The organism is Rhodococcus sp. USK10, from assembly GCF_019378875.1.
GTDB lineage: Bacteria > Actinomycetota > Actinomycetes > Mycobacteriales > Mycobacteriaceae > Rhodococcus_F > Rhodococcus_F pseudokoreensis.
In genome coordinates this window covers 990,403-1,013,954 of record NZ_CP076048.1, presented here as the reverse complement: position 1 = coordinate 1,013,954, position 23,552 = coordinate 990,403, and the positions used below count along the sequence as shown (strand labels likewise).

Sequence of the window (23,552 nt, the reverse complement as noted above, 5' to 3'; positions counted from 1 at the left end):
GGCGGCCCGTCACACTGTTCGGCCGGGGCCCTCGCCCTATTCGGCGGGGGCCTGCTCGGCGATCTGCTTGCGCACCTCGTCCATGTCGAGGGCTTTGACCTGCGTGACCAGATCCTCGAGCGCTGCAGGCGGCAGCGCACCCGGCTGGCTGAACACCAGGACACCCTCGCGGAACGCCATGATGGTCGGGATCGAGCGGATGTTCGCGGCGGCGGCGATGCCCTGCTCCGCCTCGGTGTCGACCTTGGCGTGCACGACGTCCGGGTGCTGCTCCGACGAGGCCTCGAACGTGGGGGCGAAGGAGCGGCACGGTCCGCACCACGATGCCCAGAAGTCGACCAGAACGACGTCGTTGCCGGTCACGGTCTCGTCGAAGTTCTGCTGAGTCAGAGTCTTGGTGGCCACGAGGGTCCTTTCGATCGGTGGGTCTGCCTGTGCAACGCCGCGTCGCCGTCGATTCTTCCCTGCCGGTTCCTCAGCCGGTGCGCTCAGTGTCCCGGAACGTGCGGCGGTACGCCTGCGGGGTGGTGTGGCGTAGCCGCAGGAAATGCTGCCGTAGCACCGCGCCACCGCCGAAGCCGACGCGTTCGGCGATCACGTCGACCGAGAGGTCCGAGTTCTCGAGCAGGTGCTGTGCGGCCAGCACCCGCTGGTCGCTGAGCCAGCGTGCCGGCGTGGTCCCGGTCTCGGCCTGGAAGCGTCGCGCGAACGTCCGCGGCGACATGTTGGCCTTGGCGGCCACCGCGGTCACCGTGAGGTCCAGGGCGAGGTGCTCGGTCATCCAGTCGAGCAGCGGCCCGAGCGTGTCGATCGTCGTCGACGGCAGCGGCATCGCCACGTACTGCGCCTGGCCGCCGTCGCGGTGCGGCGGGACGACCATGCGCCGGGCGATCACGTTGGCCACCTTGCTGCCCTGTTCCTTGCGCACGATGTGCAGGCACAGGTCGATGCCGGCGGCGGTGCCCGCGCTGGTCAGGACGGGATCGTCGTCGACGTAGAGGACGTTGGGGTCGACGGTGGCCGCCGGGTGGAGTTCGGCGAGCCGCCGGGCGTGCCGCCAGTGGGTGGTGCACTTGCGTCCGTCCAGCAGTCCGGCGGCGCCGAGCACGAACGCGCCGCTGCAGAGGCTGGCGACCTTGGCGCCGCGGTCCACCGCCGCCCGGAGTTTGCCGAGGAGCGGATCCATGTGCGAGGCGGGCTCCTTCGCGCACAGGTAGGAGCCGTCCCCCTCGGCGTAGGTGCCGCCCGCGGGAACGACGATGAGGTCGGCGTCGTCGAGCCGGTCGAGGTCGTACGGGACGTCGATGCCGTATCCGAATCGGGTGCGGATGGGTTCCGGTGAGCCGGCGACGAGGGAGAAGTCGTAGGTGGGCAGGCCGTCGTCGGAACGGTCGAAACCGAACACCTCGCAGGCGACGCCGAGTTCGAACGCCTCGGTGAGCGGCATCAATGGCACGACGACCTTTTTCAGCACGAACCCAGTATGGCAGGAAAACGATCAACTATGTCGTTTCTGCCACTTTTGCTCGGCGGTCGAGGGAACCAGGCTGAAGGCATGACAATCCTGGTCGTGGTACTCCTCGTGTTCCTGGCGCTCGCTGCGCTGGCGCTCGCCGGCCGCACGCCCGACACGCACAACGAAGTCATCCAGCACGGAGACTTCCGGTTTTGAGAGGGAATCCGGCGGTCCAGTACGCGAGCACGGCGCTCGCCTGGGGCGCGAGTTTCCTCTTTATCAAGGTCGGCCTCGAAGGCCTGTCCTTCACCCAGGTCGTGCTGTGGCGACTCGTGTTCGGGGCGGTGACCCTCGGTGCCGTCCTCGGAATCACCCGGACGCGGTTGCCGCGCGAAGCGGCGACCTGGGCGCACCTGTCGGTGCTGGCTTTCGCGCAGTGCCTGCTGCCGTGGCTGCTGTTCAGCTGGGCCGAGCAGAGCATCAGTTCGGGCCTTGCCAGCATCTACAACGCGACCACACCGCTGATGACGATGTCGGTGGCCCTGGCGTTTCTGCCGGGGGAGAAGCTCACGGACGCAAAGCTGTTCGGCCTCCTGCTCGGATTCACGGGTGTCGTCGTGGTGCTGGCGCCGTGGCAGTCGGGGATTCTCGGCAGTGTCCCCGCCCAGCTCGCGTGCCTCGGCGCCACCGCGTCGTACGGCGTCGCGCTGGTCTACCTGAGGCGGTTCATCCTCCCGCGCGGCGTGGGCACCCCGACGATCGCGTTCATGCAGGTGTCGATCGCCGCAGCCGTCATGGTGCTCGCGACCCCGTGGGTCGCGAGCACGCCGATGCACCTGACCCCCGCGATCGTCGCGTCGATGATCGGCCTCGGGGCGTTCGGCACGGGACTGGCATTCGTGTGGAACACGAACGTCGTGCGTGGCTGGGGACCCACCGCGGCGTCCACCGTCACCTACCTGACGCCGGTGGTCGGCGTGGTGCTCGGCGCGGTCGCACTCGACGAGCACATCTCCTGGAACCAGCCGGTCGGGGCGCTGGCGGTGATCGCGGGAATCGTCGTCACCCAACGGTCTTCGCGCAGGGCCGCCGCGACGATCGCCGCGCACACACCGTGATCACGGGGGTGCCGTGACCACCCACTCGCGTTTGGCCTCCCCGTCCCACCGGCGCACCACCGACGCCCGGCCGACGATGTCGCCGCCGTCGAGCAGCCGCGCGGCTTCCGCGATCTGATCCGCCGGGAGCCGCCGCGCAAGGGTCACGTGCGGCGTCCACTCGCCGGGGCGGATGTGCGGCGTGACCTCCGTGGCGTGCTCCGCGAGATCGAACACGCTGCGGTGCAGAGACAGCAGGGCCTTCGACGGCACAACCAACCGGGACAGCGTGACGTGCCTGCCGCCGAACATCACGAGCCCGCCCAGCCGGATGTGGAACGAGGGCGTCGCGATCCGGCGGCCCAGCAGTTCGTCGATCTCGGGTGGGATGTGGCGTGCCACGAACAGGGTGATGTGGGGCCGATTCGATTCGGCGCGAACCCGGGTGCGGCTGGGCATCCCCGCATCCCACAGGCGTTGCCACTCGGCGCGCACGGCAACGTCGGTCGCTTCGTCGAACAGCAGTTCCACCGACTGGACCATGGTAGGCAATGATGGCCTCATGAGCGGTGCTACGGCAAACATTTCCGATACCCGGATCGGGGTGCTCCTCGGCGACGGCATCGGCCACGAGATCGTTCCGGCGACTCAGCGGGTGCTATCGGCCGCGGTGACCGCGGCGGGAGGCGGTGACGTCGACTGGGTGGAACTGCCCCTCGGCCTCGGTGCCATCGAGTCGCACGGGACGCCGATCCCCGACTCCACACTCTCCGCGCTGGACGAACTCGACGCCTGGATCCTCGGTCCGCACGACAGCGCCGCCTACCCGGAGCCGTTCCGCGGCAGGCTGACCCCGGGCGGGGTGGTGCGCAAGCGTTACGACCTGTTCGCCAACATCCGCCCCGCGCGTTCGCTCGAGGGCGTCGCCTCGACGGTGCCGGACATGGACCTCGTGATCGTCCGGGAGAACACCGAAGGCCTGTATGCGGATCGGAACATGTTCGCCGGCAGCGGCGAGTTCATGCCGACTCCGGATGTGGCGCTGGCCGTCGGCGTCGTGACGAGGCGGGCGTGTGAGCGCATCGCGCACACCGCATTCGAGCTGGCGCGTACGCGGAGTCGCCACGTCACGATCGTGCACAAGGCCAATGTGCTGTCGATGACCACCGGACTGTTCCGCGACGTCTGCCGGGAGGTGGGGGAGCGCCACTACCCGGACGTGCGGATCGACGACGAGCACGTCGACGCCATGACCGCGCACCTCGTTCGCAGGGGGCGCGACTTCGACGTCGTGGTGACGGAGAACATGTTCGGCGACATCCTGTCGGACCTGACGGGCGAGCTGTCCGGCTCGCTCGGCACGGCGCCGTCGATCAACACTTCCGAGACCAAGGTGATGGCGCAGGCGGCGCACGGGGCCGCCCCCGACATCGCGGGACGCAACCGGGCCAATCCGACGGCCCTGATGCTGTCGGCGGCGATGATGCTCGAGTGGCTCGGGGACCGGCGCGCCGACCGGCATCTGGGCGGCGCGGCCCACCGTATCCGCGACGCGGTCCGTGCCACGATCGCTTCCGGGGTCGCCACGGCTGACCTGGGTGGACTCGCGTCGACCAGCGAGTTCACCGAGACGGTCCTCGCCCGGACACTGCGTCGCTGAAACCGCCGCCACGGGCCGGGTCAGGCCGTTAATGTTCGGGTAACGACGTCCGCAGTCGCGGGTGTCGTGACCTACCGTTCGACTGGTCGGAGTTCGAGAGTTCTCCGTCGCCGTAGCTCGCCCGGTGCACCACGATTCTTGGAGGACATGCCAGTGTCTGGTCGATCCGTCTTCGCGCGAGGCCGAGTGGCCCGCACCATCTGTGCACTGGCGGGTGGCAGTGCTCTGCTGCTCGCCGGCTGCGCCAGCAACACCGAGGGCGGCGGCTCGCCGTCCGGAGAAGACACCGTCGCCGTGGAAGTCGACAAGGTGGATGCCATCGCGGCGACACTGCCGGAGAAGATCGCCTCGTCCGGCAAGATCATCGTCGGCGTCAACATTCCTTACTCGCCCAACGAGTTCAAGGATCCGAGCGGCAAGATCGTCGGCTTCGACGTCGATCTCGTGGACGCCGTGGGCAAGGTGCTCGGCGTGACACCGCAGTACACCGAGGCGGACTTCGACAAGATCATCCCGTCGATCCAGGCCGGCAGCTACGACATGGGTATGTCGTCGTTCACCGACACCAAGGAACGCGAGCAGTCGGTCGACTTCACCACCTACTTCAGCGCCGGGGTGCAGTGGGCGCAGCCCGCCGGGAAGTCCGTCGACCCCACCAACGCGTGCGGCCTCCGGGTGGGTGTGCAGACGACCACCATCGAGGACCTCGAGGAGGTGCCCGCCAAGAGCGCCGCGTGCGTCGCCGCCGGTAAGCCGCCCATCGACATCGTGAAGTTCGACAGCCAGGACGACGCGGCCAATGCCGTCGCCCTCGGCAAGGTCGACGCGATGTCCGCCGACTCGCCCGTCACCGCGTACGCGATCAAGCAGAGCGACGGCAAGATCGAGGCCGCGGGCGAGGTCTTCGACGCCGCGCCGTACGGCTGGCCCGTCGCGAAGGGCTCGCCGCTCGCACAGACCCTGCAGCAGGCGCTGCAGCACCTCATCGACGACGGCACCTACCGGACGATCGCGGAGAACTGGGGTGTCGAGGCGGGCGTCATCACCACGTCGCAGATCAACGGCGCCACGAGCTGAGCGGTTGACGAGTGTCTGACGTGGAGAAGGCTCCGGACCGGACGGGCACCGAGACGGGGCAGGAACCGGAACCCATCAAGGCGATCCCGCTGCGGCGGCCCGGCCGGTGGATCGCCGCGATCGTCGTCGGCCTGCTGCTGGCGCTGTTCGTCAACGGTGCGCGCACCAACGAGGCGTACCGCTGGGACGTCTACGCGCAGTATCTGTTCGACGCCCGGATCTCGGCCGCGGCGTGGAACACCATCCAGCTGACCATCCTGTCGATGGTCATCGCCATCGCGCTCGGTGTCGTGCTCGCGGTCATGCGGCTGTCGCCGAACCCGGTTCTGAAGGCGGCGTCGTGGGGGTACCTGTGGATCTTCCGCGGGACCCCGGTCTACGTGCAGTTGGTGTTCTGGGGGCTGTTCCCGTCCATCTACAAGCAGCTGGATCTGGGGATCCCGTTCGTCCACCAGTTCGTGCACATCGACCTGCAGGGCATCAACGCGGCGTTCCTGTTCGCGGTGATCGGGCTGGGGCTCAACGAGGCCGCGTACATGGCCGAGATCGTCCGCGCCGGCGTGAACTCGGTCGCCGAGGGGCAGTCCGAGGCGTCGGTGGCGCTCGGCATGACGTGGTCGCAGACGATGCGCCGCACGGTTCTGCCGCAGGCCATGCGGGTGATCATCCCGCCCACCGGCAACGAGCTGATCAGCATGCTGAAGACGACGTCGCTGGTCACGGCGGTGCCGTACAGCCTGGAGTTGTACGGACGTGCCAGAGACATCTCGGGCGCGAACTTCCAGCCCATCCCGCTGCTGATGGTGGCGGCCACCTGGTACCTCGCCATCACGAGCCTGCTCATGATCGGCCAGTTCTACCTGGAGCGGTACTACTCGAAGGGGGCGTCCCGCAAGCTCACCGCGCGGCAACTGCAGGCGCTCGCCGACGCGCAGGGCAAGCCGCTGGTCATCGAACCCGGTCCCGAGACCCTGCCCGACACACCCGGAGGGGAGCGAAAATGACGCCGATGGTCAAGGCGGACCGGGTCTGCAAGAACTTCGGGGCGCTGAAGGTGCTGAAGGGTGTGTCGCTGGAGATCGGCGCCGGCCAGGTCCTGTGCCTGGTCGGGCCGTCCGGGTCGGGCAAGTCGACGTTCCTGCGGTGCATCAATCACCTCGAGCAGGTCAACGCGGGCCGGCTGTACGTCGACGGCGAGATCGTCGGGTACTCCGAGCGAAACGGCAAGCTCTACGAACTCCACCCCCGGGCGGCGGCGAAGCAGCGCCGGGACATCGGGATGGTCTTCCAGCACTTCAACCTCTTCCCGCACCGCACCGCGCTCGAGAACATCATCGAGGCGCCCATCCAGGTGAAGAAACTGAGCAAGAAGAAGGCGCTCGAACGGGCGCGGGATCTCCTCGACCAGGTGGGGCTGAGCGAGAAGGCCGACGCGTACCCCGCGCAACTGTCGGGTGGTCAGCAGCAGCGCGTCGCCATCGCCCGCGCGCTGGCGATGGACCCCAAGCTGATGCTGTTCGACGAGCCGACGTCCGCCCTCGACCCAGAGTTGGTCGGGGAGGTGCTCACCGTGATGAAGGATCTCGCGGCCGGCGGAATGACGATGGTCGTCGTCACCCACGAGATGGGTTTCGCCCGCGAGGTGGCGGACCAGCTGGTGTTCATGGACGCGGGCGTCGTCGTCGAATCGGGCGATCCCCGCGGGCTGCTGGCCAATCCGCAGCACGACCGCACCAAGGCGTTCTTGTCGAAATTGCTCTAGTGGCCTCCGGCCCCGTGAGTACTTGTTAACCGCCGGCGGTTAATAAGTACTCACGGCTTGCGGCAGCTGAAGATGGCGGTGCCGGGGAAGATCTGCCCCCGCAGCGGGCTCCACTGCCCCCATTCCCGGTCGAGCCACTCGGGCCACTCCGGCTCGATGATGTCCCGCACCTCCAGCCCGGCCGCGACGATCTCGCGGACCCGGTCGCCGATGGTCCGGTGGTGCTCGACATAGGTGGGGACGCCGTCGCCGTCGACCTCGACGTAGGGCGTGCGGTCGAAGTAGGGGAGTGATGCGGTGAGACCGCGCGGGCCCGGATCGTCCGGGAAGATCCAGCGAATCGGGTGGTTGACGGCGAACACCCACAGCCCGCCGGGGCGAAGGACCCGGGCGACCTCACTCATCACCTGCTGTGAGTCCGCCACGAACGGAACTGCACCAAAAGCCGAACAGGCGATGTCGAAGCTCGCGTCGGCGAAAGGGAGGTGCTCGGCTCCCGCGTGAACGAGCGGCACGGCCGGGCCGCCCGCCCGCATGGCCTCGACCCCGCGGGTCAGCATCGACATGGAAAGATCGAGCCCGACGGCCCGGGCGCCTTGGCCGGCCAGCCACCGCGCACAGGGTGCGGAACCGCAGCCCACCTCGAGGACGTCCTTGCCTGCCACGTCACCCAGCAGGTGGTAGTCGCCCTCGTGTAGCCCCTCCGGGCACCAGACGAACTCGCCTCGGGACGAGTCGACGCCCAGGAACTCGCCGTGCGTGCGGTGATAGTCGTCCGCGTCGGCGTCCCACCAGGCCCGGCTCGCGCGTTCGCTGGACTCCGAGTCGACGCGGACGCGGCTCACCCCCGACGTTCCGAGGACGCTGTTGGCGGTGCCGTGGCGGTCGTCTTCCGCGGACAGGGGAGAATCGGACGGGCGAGGATCGGGCATGGGCAACAGCGTAGAGCGTGGGAACGTACCCGGGTTTGCCCAGCTTGCCCACGGGCGCGTAGCCTATTCCACGCGAGTGTCTATGTGTGCGGCATCGGATTCGGTTCAGTTCGAGTTTGTTCGGTTCCAGTCGGGTGTCGTTCCTTGCGCTTGCGGTGATCTGATTCGGCGGGAATGTTTCGTCGGGTCGGGTTGCTTGTCCGACAGAACACCATCAACCGACCACAACCCGTCCGGAGCAACTCAACACATGCCCTCCACCACCGTGACCTCGCCGCAGGTAGCCGTAAACGACATCGGCTCCGCCGAGGACTTCCTCGCCGCCATCGACGCAACGATCAAGTACTTCAACGATGGCGACATCGTCGAAGGCACCATCGTCAAGGTCGATCGTGACGAGGTCCTGCTCGACATCGGTTACAAGACCGAAGGCGTCATCCCTTCCCGTGAGCTCTCCATCAAGCACGACGTCGACCCCAATGAGGTCGTCTCCGTGGGCGATGAGGTCGAAGCTCTCGTTCTCACCAAGGAGGACAAGGAAGGCCGACTGATCCTGTCGAAGAAGCGCGCTCAGTACGAGCGTGCCTGGGGCACCATCGAGGAGCTCAAGGAGAAGGACGAGGCCGTCAAGGGCACCGTCATCGAGGTCGTCAAGGGCGGCCTGATCCTCGACATCGGCCTGCGTGGCTTCCTTCCCGCTTCGCTCGTCGAGATGCGCCGTGTCCGCGATCTGCAGCCGTACGTCGGCAAGGAGATCGAGGCCAAGATCATCGAGCTCGACAAGAACCGCAACAACGTCGTCCTCTCGCGCCGCGCATGGCTCGAGCAGACGCAGTCCGAGGTTCGCAGCGAGTTCCTGCACCAGCTGCAGAAGGGCCAGGTCCGCAAGGGCGTCGTGTCCTCCATCGTCAACTTCGGTGCCTTCGTGGACCTGGGCGGCGTCGACGGCCTGGTGCACGTGTCCGAGCTGTCCTGGAAGCACATCGACCACCCGTCCGAGGTTGTCGAGGTCGGCACCGAGGTCACCGTCGAGGTTCTCGACGTCGACCTGGACCGCGAGCGCGTCTCCCTGTCGCTCAAGGCCACCCAGGAAGACCCGTGGCGTCAGTTCGCCCGCACGCACGCCATCGGCCAGATCGTGCCCGGCAAGGTCACGAAGCTGGTTCCGTTCGGTGCCTTCGTGCGCGTCGAAGAGGGAATCGAAGGCCTCGTCCACATCTCCGAGCTGGCCGAGCGCCACGTGGAGGTTCCGGACCAGGTTGTCGGCGTCAACGACGATGCACTCGTCAAGGTCATCGACATCGACCTCGAACGTCGTCGCATCTCGCTGTCGCTGAAGCAGGCCAACGAGGACTACAACGCCGAGTTCGATCCGTCCAAATACGGCATGGCGGACAGCTACGACGAGCAGGGCAACTACATCTTCCCCGAGGGCTTCGATCCCGAGACCAACGAATGGCTCGAGGGCTTCGACAAGCAGCGTGAAGAGTGGGAGAACCGCTACGCAGAGGCTGAGCGTCGTCACAAGATGCACACCGCTCAGATGGAGAAGACCGCTGCAGACGAGGCCGCCGAGGCTGCCACCGCTGCTGCCGGCTACTCCTCCGAGTCGGGTGCCGGCGACGCCGACGCCGCTTCGTCCTCCAGCTCCTCGTCGTCCGAGTCTGCCGGTGGATCGCTGGCCAGCGACGCACAGCTCGCCGCTCTGCGCGAGAAGCTGTCGGGCAACGCCTAGCAAGTCCGCCTGACTCGTCAGGCACAGTCGAAAACCCCGCTCCTGCACTGCAGGGGCGGGGTTTCGTCGTTTCTGGACTTCCGCGGGCAGAGGTGCTGAATACGACTGTGGCCCAACCTCTTCGGAGGTCGGGCCACAGCGTGTGGGGGCGCTCAGTTCGCGGTTGCGGGAATCCAGTAACCGGGCGAGGACTGCACCTCGGCGCGCTTGCGCATTGTCGCGAAGCTGTGCCTGCCCTGGCTGATGAGCGCGGTGAGCCAGGTCCGGCGATGCTCGGCGAGCGCGGAGGCGACCTCGGGAATCTCGATGCAATGCACCCCGCCTGCAATGCCGAGGCGGTGCCGACCGAACTGGTTGCGGTGATCGCGCATGGCGTTCCTCTTCTTCGAGAAGGTGCAGGTCGGTGCGTTCGCTCGAACATAACCGAACGTGTCGGACTTCTGTGGTATTTGGGGCAGGTGAGTCTGCTGAGCGGGAAGAGGGTGGTGATCTGCGAGGGACGTGTGTCGTCGCTTCGGAACGGGTGCAACACTGGGGGGCGTGTTGAGAATCGGCCTCACTGGAGGCATAGGAGCCGGTAAGTCCACCGTGTCGAAGGTCCTCGCCGAACTCGGGGCGGTGATCGTCGACGCCGATCTGATCGCGCGGGAGGTCGTCGAACCCGGTACGCCCGGCCTCGCTGCCCTCGTCGACCGGTTCGGCGAGGAGATTCTGACGGCGGACGGCGCGCTCGACCGGCCCGCCCTGGCAGCGCGTGCCTTCGCCGACGAGGAGTCGCGGCTGGCGCTGAATTCCATCGTCCACCCGCTCGTCGGGGCGCGCACCGCGGAGACCATCGAGTCGGCGCCGGAGGACGCGGTGCTCGTCCAGGACATTCCGCTGCTGGTCGAGGGCGGAATGGGTGCCGCGTTCCATCTGGTCGTCGTCGTGTTCGTCGACGCCGAGGAGCGGGTGCAGCGGCTTGTCGGATCGCGGGGGATGCCCGAGACCGACGCGCGGGCGCGGATCGCCGCCCAGGCGGACGACGATCAACGGCGGGCGGCGGCCGACGTCCGGCTCGACAACAGCGGTGCCGCGGGCGCGCTCGAGCCGGAGATCAGGGCACTGTGGTCGGAGCGTCTCGTACCCTTCGAGTCGAACATCCGCACGCGGACCGTCGTCCGGGTGCTGCCCGTACTCGCCGCGCCGAATCCGCAGTGGCCTGCCCAGGCGGACCGGTTGATCGCCCGGTTGCGCCTGGTGTGCGGCGACCGCGCCGTCCGGATCGACCACATCGGGTCGACGGCCGTGGAGGGGTTGCCTGCCAAGGACGTCATCGATGTCCAGGTGACGGTCGCGAGCCTCGACACCGCGGACGAGCTCGCAGAATCACTCGCCGGCGCCGGGTTCCCCCGCATCGAGCACATCACCGCCGACGACCCGAAGCCGTCCTATCAGGGCGGCGAGACCGATCCGGCGCTGTGGGGCAAGCGAATCCACGGCGGTGCCGATCCGGGGCGGCCCGTGAACATCCACCTCCGGGTCGACGGGTGGCCGGGACAGCAGTTCGCGCTCGTGTTCCGGGACTGGCTCCGCGCCGACACCGATGCCCGCGCCGAGTACCTCGCGGTCAAGGAGGCCGCGGCGGAGAAGGCGGCCGGTCACACCGACTATCAGGACGCGATCACCGCCTACGTCGACGCGAAGACCCCGTGGTTCGACCGCGCGTATCACCGGGCGTGGGAGTGGGCCGAGCGAACAGGCTGGAGCGCGTAGGTCACCGCCAGTCGATCGGCATGCCGATCGAGGCCAGCCAGCCGCCGAGGTCGTGGCCGTGTGCGGCGATTCCGTCGATCGCCGTGGTGGCGGTGAGGATCGCTCGCTCGGCTGTCGCCGCGTCGAGCAGGCCGGCGCGGTGCGCCTCCATCAGTTCGTCGACGTCGAGGAGTTCGGTGTCGCGACCGGTGCGGATGACCAGATCCAGGTAGTGGTCCTCCGACTTCCACACGTTCTCACCGCGCGTGAACGTGCCGATGTCGACGTAGTGGTCCTGATCGCGCTGGTGGTACGGGTGGTAGTGGAAGATCGACGCGCGCAGGCCCAGGTCGGGGAGCAGCCACGACTCCAGGTAGTGGAACTGCCGGTGGTCGGCGGTGCGCGCCATGTACAGCCCCCACGGTTCGACGCGGTAGTGGTCGACGTGACGGACGAAACCCTTGGGGTCGGTGTTGGTGTGATCGCGGAGGTCGAAGTATTCGACCTTCGGTGGGTGGATGTCGTGCGTCGCGCCTGCCATGGCAGGGAACCTACCGGGATTTTTCAGCCGACGGAGATCGCCCGGGAAGTTTGTCGGTCCCTCGGCCTACCCTGGTTGCATGGCGTTTGCATCCGAGCACCCCGTGGTGGCACATTCCGAGTTCCGTCCCATCGGGGAGATCGAGCGGTCGGAGGCGCGTTTCGAGGTCGTCAGCGACCACAAACCGGCAGGCGACCAGCCGACGGCGATCGCGGATCTGGAACGCCGCATCAACGCAGGTGAGAAGGACGTGGTCCTGCTCGGCGCCACTGGTACCGGTAAATCGGCGACCACGGCGTGGCTGATCGAGAAGGTGCAGCGACCCACGTTGGTGATGGCGCCCAACAAGACGCTCGCCGCGCAGTTGGCCAACGAGTTGCGCGACATGCTGCCCAACAACTCCGTCGAGTACTTCGTCTCGTACTACGACTACTACCAGCCCGAGGCGTACATCGCGCAGACCGACACCTATATCGAGAAGGACTCGTCGATCAACGACGACGTCGAGCGGCTGCGGCACTCCGCGACGTCGAGCCTGCTCTCGCGGCGGGACGTGGTCGTGGTGGCGTCCGTGTCGTGCATCTACGGCCTCGGCACCCCGCAGTCGTACCTCGACCGCTCGGTGCAGCTCGAGGTCGGTGTGGAGGTTCCGCGCGACGCCCTCCTGAGGCTGCTGGTCGACGTGCAGTACACCCGTAACGACCTGGCGTTCACCCGGGGGTCCTTCCGGGTGCGGGGTGACACGGTCGAGATCATTCCCTCGTACGAGGAACTGGCGGTGCGGATCGAGTTCTTCGGCGACGAGATCGAGGCGCTGTACTACCTGCACCCGCTCACCGGGGACATCGTGCGGAAGGTCGACTCGGTACGCATCTTCCCGGCCACGCACTACGTCGCGGGTCCGGAGCGGATGGAACGTGCCGTCAAAGACATCGAAGCCGAGCTCGAGGAGCGGCTCGCCGACCTCGAGAACAAGGGCAAGCTGCTCGAGGCGCAGCGGCTCCGGATGCGCACCCAGTACGACCTCGAGATGATCAAGCAGGTCGGGTTCTGCTCCGGCATCGAGAACTACTCGCGGCACATCGACGGTCGTGGAGCGGGCACCGCGCCCGCAACGCTGATCGACTACTTCCCGGAGGATTTCCTCCTCGTCATCGACGAGTCTCACGTGACGGTCCCGCAGATCGGTGCGATGTACGAGGGTGACATGTCGCGCAAGCGGAACCTCGTCGAGTTCGGGTTCCGGTTGCCGTCTGCCACCGACAACCGCCCGCTGACGTGGGAGGAGTTCACTCAGCGCATCGGGCAGACGGTGTACCTGTCGGCCACACCCGGCAAGTACGAGCTGGGGCAGGCCGGGGGCGAGTTCGTCGAGCAAGTCATCCGCCCGACCGGTCTCGTCGACCCCCAGGTGGTCGTCAAACCGACCAAGGGGCAGATCGACGACCTGGTGCACGAGATCCGTGAACGCGCGGACCGCGACGAGCGTGTCCTCGTCACCACGTTGACGAAGAAGATGTCGGAAGACCTCACCGACTACCTCCTCGAGCTCGGTATCCGGGTGCGGTACCTGCACTCGGACATCGACACGTTGCGACGCGTCGAACTGCTCCGGCAGCTGCGGCTGGGGGAGTACGACGTTCTGGTGGGCATCAACCTGCTGCGTGAGGGCCTCGACCTGCCCGAGGTGTCGCTGGTGGCCATCCTCGACGCCGACAAGGAAGGCTTCCTGCGGAGCTCGACCAGCCTCATCCAGACGATCGGCCGGGCGGCTCGTAACGTCTCCGGTCAGGTGCACATGTACGCCGACAAGATCACCGACTCGATGCAGCACGCGATCGAGGAGACCGAGCGGCGTCGTGAGAAGCAGATCGCCTACAACGAGAAGATGGGCGTCGATCCGCAGCCGCTGCGGAAGAAGATCGCCGACATCCTCGACCAGGTCTACGAGGAGGCCGAGGACACGGCCAGTGGCGTCGACGTCGGCGGTTCCGGACGCAACGCGACCCGGGGGCGTCGTGCACAGGGCGAGGCGGGACGCTCGGTCAGTGCCGGCGTGTACGAGGGCCGCGACACGAAGTCGATGCCCAGGGCGGAGTTGGCCGACCTGGTCAAGGAATTGACCGATCAGATGATGAACGCCGCCCGTGATCTGCAGTTCGAACTCGCCGGGCGACTGCGCGACGAGATCGCCGATCTGAAGAAGGAGTTGCGCGGCATGGATGCCGCGGGCCTGAAATAGCGAGGGCGCCGAGGCAGTACGGTCGCGCAGCAGTACGGTCGCACATATGGATGCACACAACGCAGGTCGCACCGCCCGGTCCCTGGAATTGCTTCACTCTCTCAGCTATTTCGTTCCCGAGGTCGAGGAACGCCTGGTCGAGACGGGGCTCGAACCGGGTCGGATGACCTATTTCGCCGGACGTTCCGCGCCGATGGGTGCGGTCGGCGCGGGCGTGGTCACGGCCACGTTCTTCAACTTCAGTCCCGCCGCGGTCGCGTCGATCATTCCGCGTGCCTGGAGTCTGGCCACGCCCGCGGCAATCGTCGAGGCGCGGTACCGGGCGGTCGGCGAGGCGTATGTGCGACTGCTCGGTGAATCGGTGACGACGTCACCGGAGATGGCCGAGGCGGCCGAACTGGCGTCCATTGCGGCGCGGGGTGTCCCAGGTGTCGAGGGCAGGCCGCTCTGTGCGGGCTACACGGAGGTCGAGTGGCCGGACTCACCGCATCTCGCGTTCTGGCATGCCCTCACGGTGCTGCGGGAGTACCGCGGCGACGGTCACATCGCCGCACTGCAGACCGCAGGTCTGAGCGGACTCGAATCGCTGATCACCCACACCGCCACCGGGTATGGGTTCCAGAAGAAGTTCGCAATCACCCGCCGCGCCTGGACCCAGGAGCAGTGGGACTCCGCATGCGACAGTCTGCGTGACCGGGAAATCCTGGACGCCCGGGGCGAACTCACTGCCGAAGGCAAGGAACTGCGGCAACTGGTCGAGGATCTCACCGACGATCTCGCGCTGGCCCCGTGGGCGGCACTGGGCGAGGACGGGGCGGCCCGTCTCGTCGAACTCGCGACCCCGTGGCGGGACGCGATCGTCGAGGCGGGAGTGTTCCCGGCCGGCGTGTTCGGGCCCAAGGTCGCCGTGTCCCGCTGACACCGATCACAGTCCGCGCGCACGCAAAATGTGATCCGTCATGCACCGGGGATATCCCCTGTGGCATGTGTTGCAAATGCACCTATGAGGGCACCGGGACGGCTAGGGTCAGCGCAGTGGCTGCTGGGTCCAGGCATGACGTGTGTCCGGACCCCGGCCAATCGACCACCGCAGACATGGAGGAATGAATGAGCGCCTACCGGACCGTTGTCGTCGGAACCGATGGCTCCGAGTCGTCGTTTCTGGCCGTCGAGAAGGCTGCCGCCATCGCGGGGGACGCCGGTGCCAAGCTGATCATCGCCTGCGCGTACTACCCGGCCGATCCCAAGGACGTCGGGCAGGCCGCCGATGCACTCGGTGACGAGGCCTACCAGATCACCGGCTCGGCCCCGACGTACGAGATCCTGCGCACCGCGAAGGAGCGCGCACACGCCGCCGGCGCCAAGGAGGTCGTCGAACGCGCCGTCGTCGGCGCCCCCGTCGAGTCGCTGCTCAACCTGGTCGACGAGGTCGAGGCCGGTCTCCTGGTGATCGGTAACCGTGGACTCAACACCCTCACCGGGCGGCTTCTCGGGTCGGTTCCGTCCGATGCCGCACGCAAGTCGACGTCCGACGTCCTCATCGTCCACACGGTGCGCTGACACCGGACCGATCAGCAGTAATTCGCCTCGGCGGCATCGAGATACACCTGCGCCACCTGTTCGGTGGTGAGGCCCGAATCCGACGTCGCCGAGGCGAACTGCGCGATCGGGGTGAGGTGCGCGAGGATCGTCGGCTCGTCCGTCCCCTCGGACAGCTGACCGCAGATCCCGTTGGCGAGCGCCAGGACCGTGTCGTCGGGCGGCGCCGGAATTCCCGCCGCGACCAGCGCCTCCTTGTAGCGCAGGCCACGGGCATCCAGGTGTGATGCGGCGGTGGTGGATGCCACCGAGGTGGTGCGCGGCGGGTCGGAGGCGGTGGCCTCCGAGCACGCGGTCAGCGCAATCGTGGTGAGGACGAGCCCACACCCGATCCGCCGACCGCGACCGCCCGGGGTCACGACAGGATCCCGACCTCTGCCGGGCCGAGTTCGGACAGCACAGTGGGCAACGCCTTCGTGTGCACCACACCGAGTCGTTGCGTCGCCCGGGTCAGGGCGACGTAGAGGTCGTTCATGCCGCGCGGCGACTCGTCGAGGATGTCCTGGGGCTCGGCGATGAGCACCGAGTCGAATTCCAGTCCCTTGACGTCTCGCACCGTGAGGACGCTGACCGTGTCCGACCGCAGGTCGGCGAGTGCGGCGACCAGGTCGTGGCCGCCGATCACGACGGTGGTTCCCGGTCCGGTTTCCCGGGACACGCAGGTGCGCACGGTGTCTGCCAGTTCGGCCTCGGACACCTGCAGGGCCCACGGCGCGAAACCGGATTCGCGCACCGACCGCGGCACGGTCTGCTCGGCGTCGATCTCGGCGAGAACCCGCCGGGCCGACGTCATGATCTCCGCCGGTGTGCGGTAATTGACGGTCAGTTCCGTCAGCTTCCACCGCTTGGCGACGTACGGTTCGAGGATCCGCTGCCACGACGACGTTCCCGCCGGGTCGCCGGTCTGCGCGGTGTCGCCGACCAACGTCATCCAGCGATTCGGTATGCGCCGCATCAGCATTCGCCAGGCCATTTCCGAGAGCTCCTGCGCCTCGTCGACGATCACGTGACCGTAGGTCCACGTTCGGTCGCCGGCGGCGCGTTCCGCGGTGGTCTGGTGCTGCCCGACGTCGTGGCGTTCCGCGAGCTGGCTGGCGTCGATCAGGTCGTAGGCCATCAGGATTTCCGGGTCCAGTTCGTCCTCGAGATCCTGCGGCGCCGATCCGGTCAGGATGTCCAGGGCGCCCTGGGCGTCCGCGATCTGCGCCCGCCACTGGCGACGGGCGCGCTCCCGCTCGGCGGCGTCGTCGACGCCGAGGAGTTCCGCCAGTTCGTCGAGGAGTGGGGCGTCGGCGGCGCTGAAGCCGCGCATTCCGGGACGGTGCAGCGAGACGCGTTGCGCCTCCGTCAGATTCGGCGCCGCATCGGCCAGCCGCTTCGGTGAGGCGTACAGCTCGGCGAGCACCTGCTGCGGCGACAGTTCCGGCCACAGCGCGCTGATCGCCGTCATGATGTCCGGGTCCTCACGCATCTCGTCGCGCATGTCGGCGATGTCGTCCCGGCTCAGCAGGTTCCCGCCGTCGACGACGTTGGCGCCGAGGGTGTCCGCGAGTTGCTGCGCGAGCGCCTCGATGACCGAGGAGACGAAGATGGGGCGGGCCAGGTTGTGCGGGCGCCTGGACGACCTCGCCCGGCCACGAGCGCGGGTGACGACCTTGCGGTCGAGGGTGATCCGGTAGGTGTCGAACGTCAGCTCCACGGGCCGCGACGGCACTTCCTGCCGGTCCCGGACCGCCTTCTTGAGAACCTCCAGCATGTCGAGAGAGCCCTTGATCTCGCCGGCGTCGAGGCCGTCCTCGACGGTGGCGCGGACACCGGGGTAGAGGTCGCCGATGGTGGAGAGCAGCACACCGGTCTCGCCGAGCGACGGCAGCACCTGGCCGATGTAGTCGAGGAACGTGGCGTTGGGGCCGATGATGAGGACGCCGGCCTTCGCGAGCTGCTGGCGATACGTGTAGAGCAGATAGGCGGCGCGGTGCAGAGCGACCGCGGTCTTGCCGGTTCCGGGACCACCCTGGACCACGAGCACGCTCTTGTGCTCCGACCGGATGATGGCGTCCTGCTCGCCCTGAATGGTCTCGACGATGTCGTTCATCTGCCCGGTGCGGGCCGCGTTCAACGCCGCGAGCAGCGCGCTCTCACCGGCGACGCCGTCCGAGCCGGTGACAGTGCCTGCGGCCTCCGCGGCCGCCAGGTCCAGGTATTCGTCGTTGACGGCGGTCACCCGGCGGCTCCGCGACCGGATGTGCCGTCGGCGGGTGACCCCGTCGGGGGCCGCGGGCGTCGCGAGATAGAACGGGCGGGCAAGGGGCGCACGCCAATCGAGGAGCATCGTCTCGTAGTCGTTCTCCTCGTCGAGGATGCCGAGGCGGCCGACGTAGCGGTGCTCGCCGTCGAGGTCGATCCGGCCGAAGCACAGTCCGTTCTCGGCGGCGTCGTACTTGGCGAGGTCTTCGGTGTAGAGCTGATTGAAGGACTCGCGCTCGCTCCGCGCCTGCGGGGTGCCGCCGGTTTCGAGCAGCACACGGCTCAGCCGGTTCGCCGCGTACTGGCGAAGGCCGTCCAGTCGGGTGTAGAGCATCGTCACGTACTGCTGCTCGAGCTCGCGCTCGTCGCGTGACGTGTCCTCGTCGGGCAAGAGGTCTCCTTGACTGGTTCGGCTGCAACCGGATCGGCTGCAAAAGTGCCTGGACAGTCTAGTCGGCCCCGGAGGTGTGTCGCTGACTTCGCAGGTCAGCGGCGGTCTCCGGGGCCGATCAGATCGAATATCCGGCGCGGGCCGGGTCAGTGGGACAGTTCGTCCCGCTTCGCCCTGGCCTTCTCGAGCGCGGTTTCCGCTTGCTTGCGGGCCCGCTTGCTCAGCACCTCACCGCGTTCTGCAGCGGTGCCTGCCCATTCGCCGCCCTTCTCGCGGGCGACCTCGGCCAGTTCCGGGCCGTGCTCCTTCGCCGCCTCGACGAGTTCCGCGCCGCGTTCGCGGGCGACGTCCGCCCACTCGGCGCCGTGTTCTTTCGCGACCTCTGCCCATTCTGCGCCGTGTTCCTTCGCGACCTCCGCCCATTCGGCGCCGCGATCCGCCGCGACCTTCGCGAGTTCGGTGCCACGGTCTTTCGCGACCTCGAGGAGGCCGGACCCACGCTCGGCGGCCTCACCGGACAGGATGCGGGCGCGCTCCGACGCCGCGGCCAGGGCCTCTCCGATCTCGGGGCCGTGATGGTCGTGACCGGAGCCGAGGGGCAGGGCCGCGGCCACGGTCTCCTGTGCGTGCCGGGCGGCGCGGCGTCCACGCCAGCCCAGTGAGGGCTTGCCCTCGGTGTCGACGGCGGCGATGAGCAGTCCGCCGAGCAGGCTGACGTTCTTGAGGAACTGAGTGCGCTGAGCCGCCTTCTTCGCGGGGTCGGTCTCGTTCCAGAAGTCGTGCCCCACAACGGTAGTGGGCACGAGGCTGCCTGCGAGCGCGAGTGACGCGAGGCGCGGTGCCTTCCCGGTGGCGAGGAGCACTCCGCCGCCGATCTGCACGGCGGCGTTGATCTTGACCAACGTCTCCGGGTCGGACGGGATCTTCTGCGTGACGGACCCGGGAAGCGCCTCGGTGGACTTGTCGATCAGTGGTGCGGCGGCCTGTGCTTTCTGCGCCGGATTTCGAAGTGCATCGATCCCTCCGCTGATGAAGATCGCGGACAGCAGTGGGCGAGCGATACGACGGACGAGCATTCCTGGCCTCCCAATCTCGAGTTCTCCCGTCTCACACTAACGAGAGTTCTGGGCAGTCGTCGGCGTACGACTGTGTTGCCGAACCGACGGTCCGCCCATTCACCAGTACCCAGGGAGGCCGATCGCCAATCGCGGACCATGCGGTGCGCGATCGGCGATCGGTTGCGGTCACCAGCCGCGTTCGCGCCACTCCCCGAGGTGGGGGCGCTCGGCGCCGAGGGTGGTGTCGTCACCGTGGCCGGGGTAGACGACGGTGTCGTCGCCGTAGCGGCCGAAGAGCTTGGTTTCGACGTCGGTGAGCAGTGATGCGAACTTGCCCGCGTCGGCGGTCTTGCCGACGCCGCCGGGGAAGAGGGAGTCGCCGGTGAACAGGTGGGTGCGTCCGCCGCCTGCTTCGGTGAGTGCGAGCGCGACGGAGCCGGGGGTGTGGCCGGCGAGGTGAATCACGTCGAGGGTGACCTCGCCGACGGTGACTGTGTCGCCGTCCTCGAGGAGGCGGTCGGGCCGGACGGGCAGTGCATCGGCGTCGAGTGGATGGGCGGCGGTGTGCACGCGGGTGGCCGCCGCGACGTCTTCGAGCGCCAGCCAGTGGTCGCCGTGCTGGTGCGTGGTGACGATCAGGTCGAGCGACGGCGCGTGTTCGCCGATAAGTTGGTTGACGCGGTCCGCCTCGTTGGCGGCGTCGATGAGGACGGATTTTCCGGTTGCGGAACAGACGACCAGGTACACGTTGTTGTCCATGGGGCCGACGGACATCTTCGTGATCGTGGCTCCCGGAACCGTGCGGCGCTGCGGCGCCGAACCGGGGGAGACGTGGCCGGTGTACGAGTCTTCTATCACCATGGGCTGCTCGGTCATGATGGGGAGGCTACCGTCGAATACAGGCAGGTGAGTGGCAGGGCGGCCATCCGTCCCCGAGAACGTGTCGGTGCCCCGGCTTACCATGGCACGGCCAGAGGGCTGAGCGTCCACGTGCGTCCTCGGCTGTCGAACAATGAAGGGACTTGGAGTGGCGGATCGCCTTATCGTGCGGGGTGCCCGTGAGCACAATCTGCGAGGGGTCGATCTCGATCTGCCCCGCGACAGCCTGATCGTGTTCACCGGGTTGTCGGGCTCGGGCAAGTCGAGTCTGGCGTTCGACACGATCTTCGCCGAGGGCCAGCGACGCTACGTCGAGTCGCTGTCGGCGTACGCGCGCCAGTTCCTCGGTCAGATGGACAAGCCCGACGTCGACTTCATCGAAGGTCTGTCGCCGGCGGTGTCCATCGACCAGAAGTCGACCAACCGGAACCCACGGTCGACGGTCGGCACCATCACCGAGGTCTACGACTACCTCCGTCTGCTCTATGCCCGGGCCGGCACCGCACACTGCCCGGTCTGTGGGGAGCAGATCGCGCGGCAGACGCCGCAGCAGATCGTCGACCAGGTTCTGGAGATGGAGGAAGGCACCCGCTTCCAGGTGCTCGCCCCCGTCGTGCGTACCCGCAAGGGTGAATTCGTCGACCTGTTCGACCAGCTCAACATGCAGGGCTACTCACGTGTGCGGGTCGACGGCGTGGTGTATCCGCTGTCCGAACCGCCCAAGCTCAAGAAGCAGGAAAAGCACGACATCGAGGTGGTCGTCGACCGTCTCACCGTCAAGGCCGGTTCCAAGCAGCGGCTCACCGATTCCGTCGAGACCGCGCTGCGACTGGCGGAGGGCATCGTCGTCCTCGACTTCGTCGACCGCGAGGAGAACGCCGCCGACCGGGAGCGACGGTTCTCGGAGAAGCTGGCGTGCCCCAACGGCCACGCCCTGTCCATCGACGACCTCGAGCCGCGGTCGTTCTCGTTCAACTCCCCGTACGGCGCGTGCCCCGAGTGCACCGGTCTCGGAATCCGCAAGGAGGTCGACCCGGACCTCGTCGTCCCGGACCCCGAGTTGTCGCTGGAGGACGGGGCCATCGCGCCGTGGTCGATGGGGCAGAGTTCCGAATACTTCGGTCGCCTGCTGTCCGGCCTCGGCGACATCCTCGGCTTCGACATGAAGACGCCGTGGAACAAGCTCCCGGCGAAGGCGCGCCGGGCGATCCTCGAGGGCAGTGAGGAGCAGGTCCACGTCCGCTACAAGAACCGGTACGGGCGTACCCGTTCCTACTACGCCGAGTTCGAGGGCGTCATGCCGTTCCTGCACCGCAGGCTAGAGCAGACCGAGTCCGACCAGATGAAGGAACGCTACGACGGCTACATGCGGGACACCCCCTGTCCCGCGTGCGGTGGTGCGCGACTGCGCCCCGAGATCCTGTCGGTCACGATCGCGAACGAGAAGTTCGGGATGAAATCGATCGCCGAGGTCTGTGAACTGTCGATCTCCGATTGCGCCGACTTCCTGAACAGCCTCACGCTGGGCAGCCGCGAGGAGGCCATCGCCGGTCAGGTGCTCAAAGAGGTTCAGGCGCGCCTCGGTTTCCTCCTCGACGTCGGCCTCGAGTACCTCTCCCTCGCCCGCGCCGCCGGCACCCTGTCCGGTGGTGAGGCGCAGCGCATCCGTCTCGCAACCCAGATCGGCTCGGGTCTGGTGGGCGTGCTGTACGTGCTCGACGAGCCGTCGATCGGTCTGCACCAGCGCGACAACCGGCGCCTCATCGAGACCCTGACGCGCCTGCGCGACCTCGGGAACACGCTGATCGTGGTCGAACACGACGAAGACACCATCCGCACGTCCGACTGGGTGGTCGACATCGGACCGCTCGCCGGCGAGCACGGCGGCAAGGTCGTCCACAGCGGGCCGTACCAGGAACTGCTCGACTGCGAGGAGTCCCTCACCGGCGCCTACCTGTCGGGCCGCAGTCACATCGAGATTCCCGCCATCCGCCGGCCGGTCGACCGCAAGCGGCAGGTCACGGTCGTCGGCGCGCGCGAACACAACCTCGGCGGCATCGACGTCAGCTTCCCGCTGGGCGTGCTCACGTCGGTCACAGGTGTGTCCGGGTCCGGTAAGTCGACGCTCGTCAACGACATCCTCGCGACGGTCATGGCGAACAAGCTCAACGGCGCTCGTCAGGTGCCCGGCAGGCACACCCGCATCAACGGGCTCGACCAGCTGGACAAGCTCGTGCAGGTCGACCAGTCGCCGATCGGCCGCACCCCGCGGTCCAACGCGGCCACCTACACCGGGGTGTTCGACAAGATCCGGACCCTGTTCGCCGCCACCACCGAGTCGAAGGTGCGCGGCTACCAGCCGGGCCGGTTCTCGTTCAACGTCAAGGGCGGCCGGTGCGAGGCCTGCTCCGGCGACGGCACGCTGAAGATCGAGATGAACTTCCTGCCCGACGTGTACGTACCGTGCGAGGTCTGCCACGGTGCCCGGTACAACCGCGAGACGCTCGAGGTCCACTACAAGGGCAAGACCATCGCCGAGGTCCTGGACATGCCGATCGAGGAGGCCGCGGAATTCTTCGAGCCCATCACCTCGATCCACCGCTACCTCAAGACCCTCGTCGAGGTCGGTCTCGGGTACGTGCGGCTCGGTCAGCCCGCGCCCACGCTGTCCGGTGGTGAGGCGCAGCGGGTGAAGCTCGCCGCCGAACTGCAGAAACGTTCGACGGGCCGCACGGTGTACATCCTCGACGAGCCCACGACGGGTCTGCACTTCGAGGACATCCGCAAGCTGCTCGGGGTCGTCAACGGTCTGGTCGACAAGGGCAACACGGTGATCGTGATCGAGCACAACCTCGACGTGATCAAGACGTCCGACTGGGTGGTCGACATGGGGCCCGAGGGCGGGTCCGGCGGCGGAACCGTCGTCGCGCAGGGAACCCCTGAGGACATCGCGCAGGTTCCGGAGAGTTACACGGGCCGGTTCCTCGAGAATGTTCTCTCGGTGCCGGCGCCCGTTCCGGCGAAGTCGAAGGCAGCCAAGTCCTCGCCGACGCGGAAGTCCGCGTCGGCGAAGAAGACTGCCGCGGCCGCCACGGCGACACCGCGTAAGCGGGCGCCGAAGAAGGCCGCAGCAGTCAGCTGA

The 23,552-nt window shown here is 67.6% G+C and carries 21 protein-coding genes; 11 read left to right on the top strand and 10 right to left on the bottom strand.

Annotation, left to right across the window (positions count from 1 at the left end):
• Positions 1-36: 36 nt before the first annotated feature.
• Both trxA and I1A62_RS11545 read right to left on the bottom strand, forming a co-directional pair.
• Positions 37-405 carry a thioredoxin gene (trxA, locus tag I1A62_RS11550; protein ID WP_005247443.1) on the bottom strand — a complete coding sequence of 123 codons (369 nt, stop codon included), beginning with the start codon at positions 403-405 and terminating at the stop codon, positions 37-39.
• A 70-nt stretch (positions 406-475) separates the two neighbouring features.
• On the bottom strand, positions 476-1,474 hold the full coding sequence (locus tag I1A62_RS11545) for a helix-turn-helix domain-containing protein (protein ID WP_219458742.1): 999 nt from the start codon (positions 1,472-1,474) through the stop codon (positions 476-478).
• Positions 1,475-1,668: 194 nt separating this feature from the next.
• On the opposite strand from I1A62_RS11545, the gene I1A62_RS11540 reads away from it, so the two are divergent.
• Entirely contained in the window at positions 1,669-2,574 is a 906-nt protein-coding gene (locus I1A62_RS11540; protein WP_124394348.1) for a DMT family transporter, read from the top strand.
• On the opposite strand, the gene I1A62_RS11535 is transcribed toward I1A62_RS11540, so the two are convergent.
• Positions 2,575-3,096: a 2'-5' RNA ligase family protein gene (locus tag I1A62_RS11535; RefSeq protein ID WP_124394349.1), complete on the bottom strand. Its 522-nt coding sequence runs from the start codon at positions 3,094-3,096 to the stop codon at positions 2,575-2,577. It abuts the gene before it with no gap.
• A gap of 19 nt (positions 3,097-3,115) precedes the next feature.
• Between I1A62_RS11535 and I1A62_RS11530 the strand changes: the two genes are divergently transcribed.
• The 4 genes from I1A62_RS11530 to I1A62_RS11515 all read left to right on the top strand — a co-directional run bounded on the left by I1A62_RS11530 (position 3,116) and on the right by I1A62_RS11515 (position 7,052).
• Complete coding sequence (locus I1A62_RS11530) at positions 3,116-4,213, top strand: isocitrate/isopropylmalate dehydrogenase family protein (RefSeq protein ID WP_219458741.1); 1,098 nt, start codon at positions 3,116-3,118, stop codon at positions 4,211-4,213.
• Positions 4,214-4,360: 147 nt separating this feature from the next.
• Positions 4,361-5,290, top strand: a complete 930-nt coding sequence (locus tag I1A62_RS11525; protein WP_087556330.1) for an ABC transporter substrate-binding protein — start codon at positions 4,361-4,363, stop codon at positions 5,288-5,290.
• Positions 5,291-5,310: 20 nt separating this feature from the next.
• Positions 5,311-6,294, top strand: coding sequence for an amino acid ABC transporter permease (locus tag I1A62_RS11520; protein WP_124394382.1), 984 nt, complete (start codon positions 5,311-5,313; stop codon positions 6,292-6,294).
• Entirely contained in the window at positions 6,291-7,052 is a 762-nt protein-coding gene (locus I1A62_RS11515) for an amino acid ABC transporter ATP-binding protein (protein ID WP_124394351.1), read from the top strand. Before I1A62_RS11520 ends, I1A62_RS11515 begins: the two co-directional genes overlap by 4 nt.
• A gap of 50 nt (positions 7,053-7,102) precedes the next feature.
• On the opposite strand, the gene I1A62_RS11510 is transcribed toward I1A62_RS11515, so the two are convergent.
• The gene (locus I1A62_RS11510) at positions 7,103-7,984 is read right to left on the bottom strand and encodes a class I SAM-dependent methyltransferase (protein ID WP_124394352.1); all 882 of its coding nucleotides are present in this window, start codon (positions 7,982-7,984) and stop codon (positions 7,103-7,105) included.
• Between the two features lie 250 nt (positions 7,985-8,234).
• Here I1A62_RS11510 and rpsA point away from each other — a divergent pair, with 250 nt between their 5' ends.
• On the top strand, positions 8,235-9,719 hold the full coding sequence (gene rpsA, locus I1A62_RS11505) for a 30S ribosomal protein S1 (RefSeq protein WP_012687956.1): 1,485 nt from the start codon (positions 8,235-8,237) through the stop codon (positions 9,717-9,719).
• 152 nt (positions 9,720-9,871) lie between these two features.
• Here the strand turns inward: rpsA and I1A62_RS11500 are convergent, their stop codons facing one another.
• A complete protein-coding gene (locus tag I1A62_RS11500; RefSeq protein WP_124394353.1) occupies positions 9,872-10,090 on the bottom strand; it encodes a hypothetical protein in 219 nt (72 codons plus the stop codon).
• Between the two features lie 169 nt (positions 10,091-10,259).
• Here I1A62_RS11500 and coaE point away from each other — a divergent pair, with 169 nt between their 5' ends.
• Complete coding sequence (gene coaE / locus I1A62_RS11495) at positions 10,260-11,474, top strand: dephospho-CoA kinase (protein ID WP_219458740.1); 1,215 nt, start codon at positions 10,260-10,262, stop codon at positions 11,472-11,474.
• Between the two features lies 1 nt (position 11,475).
• Here the strand turns inward: coaE and I1A62_RS11490 are convergent, their stop codons facing one another.
• Entirely contained in the window at positions 11,476-11,994 is a 519-nt protein-coding gene (locus tag I1A62_RS11490) for a DUF402 domain-containing protein (protein WP_219458739.1), read from the bottom strand.
• 79 nt (positions 11,995-12,073) lie between these two features.
• Between I1A62_RS11490 and uvrB the strand changes: the two genes are divergently transcribed.
• The 3 genes from uvrB to I1A62_RS11475 all read left to right on the top strand — a co-directional run bounded on the left by uvrB (position 12,074) and on the right by I1A62_RS11475 (position 15,796).
• Complete coding sequence (gene uvrB / locus I1A62_RS11485; protein ID WP_206010905.1) at positions 12,074-14,236, top strand: excinuclease ABC subunit UvrB; 2,163 nt, start codon at positions 12,074-12,076, stop codon at positions 14,234-14,236.
• A 46-nt stretch (positions 14,237-14,282) separates the two neighbouring features.
• Positions 14,283-15,155 carry a hypothetical protein gene (locus I1A62_RS11480; RefSeq protein ID WP_124394356.1) on the top strand — a complete coding sequence of 291 codons (873 nt, stop codon included), beginning with the start codon at positions 14,283-14,285 and terminating at the stop codon, positions 15,153-15,155.
• Between the two features lie 188 nt (positions 15,156-15,343).
• Complete coding sequence (locus I1A62_RS11475; protein ID WP_005247414.1) at positions 15,344-15,796, top strand: universal stress protein; 453 nt, start codon at positions 15,344-15,346, stop codon at positions 15,794-15,796.
• Positions 15,797-15,807: 11 nt separating this feature from the next.
• On the opposite strand, the gene I1A62_RS11470 is transcribed toward I1A62_RS11475, so the two are convergent.
• The 4 genes from I1A62_RS11470 to I1A62_RS11455 all read right to left on the bottom strand — a co-directional run bounded on the left by I1A62_RS11470 (position 15,808) and on the right by I1A62_RS11455 (position 20,407).
• Positions 15,808-16,194: a DUF732 domain-containing protein gene (locus I1A62_RS11470; RefSeq protein ID WP_124394357.1), complete on the bottom strand. Its 387-nt coding sequence runs from the start codon at positions 16,192-16,194 to the stop codon at positions 15,808-15,810.
• Positions 16,191-18,473: an ATP-binding domain-containing protein gene (locus I1A62_RS11465; RefSeq protein WP_219458738.1), complete on the bottom strand. Its 2,283-nt coding sequence runs from the start codon at positions 18,471-18,473 to the stop codon at positions 16,191-16,193. The genes I1A62_RS11470 and I1A62_RS11465 overlap by 4 nt, the downstream gene beginning before the upstream one ends.
• Before the next feature lie 146 nt (positions 18,474-18,619).
• The gene (locus tag I1A62_RS11460; protein ID WP_072949293.1) at positions 18,620-19,549 is read right to left on the bottom strand and encodes a DoxX family protein; all 930 of its coding nucleotides are present in this window, start codon (positions 19,547-19,549) and stop codon (positions 18,620-18,622) included.
• 168 nt (positions 19,550-19,717) lie between these two features.
• The gene (locus tag I1A62_RS11455; RefSeq protein WP_219458737.1) at positions 19,718-20,407 is read right to left on the bottom strand and encodes an MBL fold metallo-hydrolase; all 690 of its coding nucleotides are present in this window, start codon (positions 20,405-20,407) and stop codon (positions 19,718-19,720) included.
• A 151-nt stretch (positions 20,408-20,558) separates the two neighbouring features.
• On the opposite strand from I1A62_RS11455, the gene uvrA reads away from it, so the two are divergent.
• Complete coding sequence (gene uvrA, locus I1A62_RS11450) at positions 20,559-23,552, top strand: excinuclease ABC subunit UvrA (protein ID WP_206010911.1); 2,994 nt, start codon at positions 20,559-20,561, stop codon at positions 23,550-23,552.

Excerpts from the sequence above, each read along its gene's own strand:
- I1A62_RS11535 (WP_124394349.1), bottom strand. The coding sequence starts at position 3,096 with ATGGTCCAGTCGGTGGAACTGCTGTTCGACGAAGCGACCGACGTTGCC.
- I1A62_RS11530 (WP_219458741.1), top strand. The coding sequence starts at position 3,116 with ATGAGCGGTGCTACGGCAAACATTTCCGATACCCGGATCGGGGTGCTC.
- I1A62_RS11525 (WP_087556330.1), top strand. The coding sequence starts at position 4,361 with ATGCCAGTGTCTGGTCGATCCGTCTTCGCGCGAGGCCGAGTGGCCCGC.
- I1A62_RS11515 (WP_124394351.1), top strand. The coding sequence starts at position 6,291 with ATGACGCCGATGGTCAAGGCGGACCGGGTCTGCAAGAACTTCGGGGCG.
- I1A62_RS11510 (WP_124394352.1), bottom strand. The coding sequence starts at position 7,984 with ATGCCCGATCCTCGCCCGTCCGATTCTCCCCTGTCCGCGGAAGACGAC.
- rpsA (WP_012687956.1), top strand. The coding sequence starts at position 8,235 with ATGCCCTCCACCACCGTGACCTCGCCGCAGGTAGCCGTAAACGACATC.
- I1A62_RS11500 (WP_124394353.1), bottom strand. The coding sequence starts at position 10,090 with ATGCGCGATCACCGCAACCAGTTCGGTCGGCACCGCCTCGGCATTGCA.
- I1A62_RS11490 (WP_219458739.1), bottom strand. The coding sequence starts at position 11,994 with ATGGCAGGCGCGACGCACGACATCCACCCACCGAAGGTCGAATACTTC.
- uvrB (WP_206010905.1), top strand. The coding sequence starts at position 12,074 with ATGGCGTTTGCATCCGAGCACCCCGTGGTGGCACATTCCGAGTTCCGT.
- I1A62_RS11480 (WP_124394356.1), top strand. The coding sequence starts at position 14,283 with ATGGATGCACACAACGCAGGTCGCACCGCCCGGTCCCTGGAATTGCTT.
- I1A62_RS11475 (WP_005247414.1), top strand. The coding sequence starts at position 15,344 with ATGAGCGCCTACCGGACCGTTGTCGTCGGAACCGATGGCTCCGAGTCG.
- I1A62_RS11460 (WP_072949293.1), bottom strand. The coding sequence starts at position 19,549 with ATGCTCGTCCGTCGTATCGCTCGCCCACTGCTGTCCGCGATCTTCATC.
- I1A62_RS11455 (WP_219458737.1), bottom strand. The coding sequence starts at position 20,407 with ATGACCGAGCAGCCCATGGTGATAGAAGACTCGTACACCGGCCACGTC.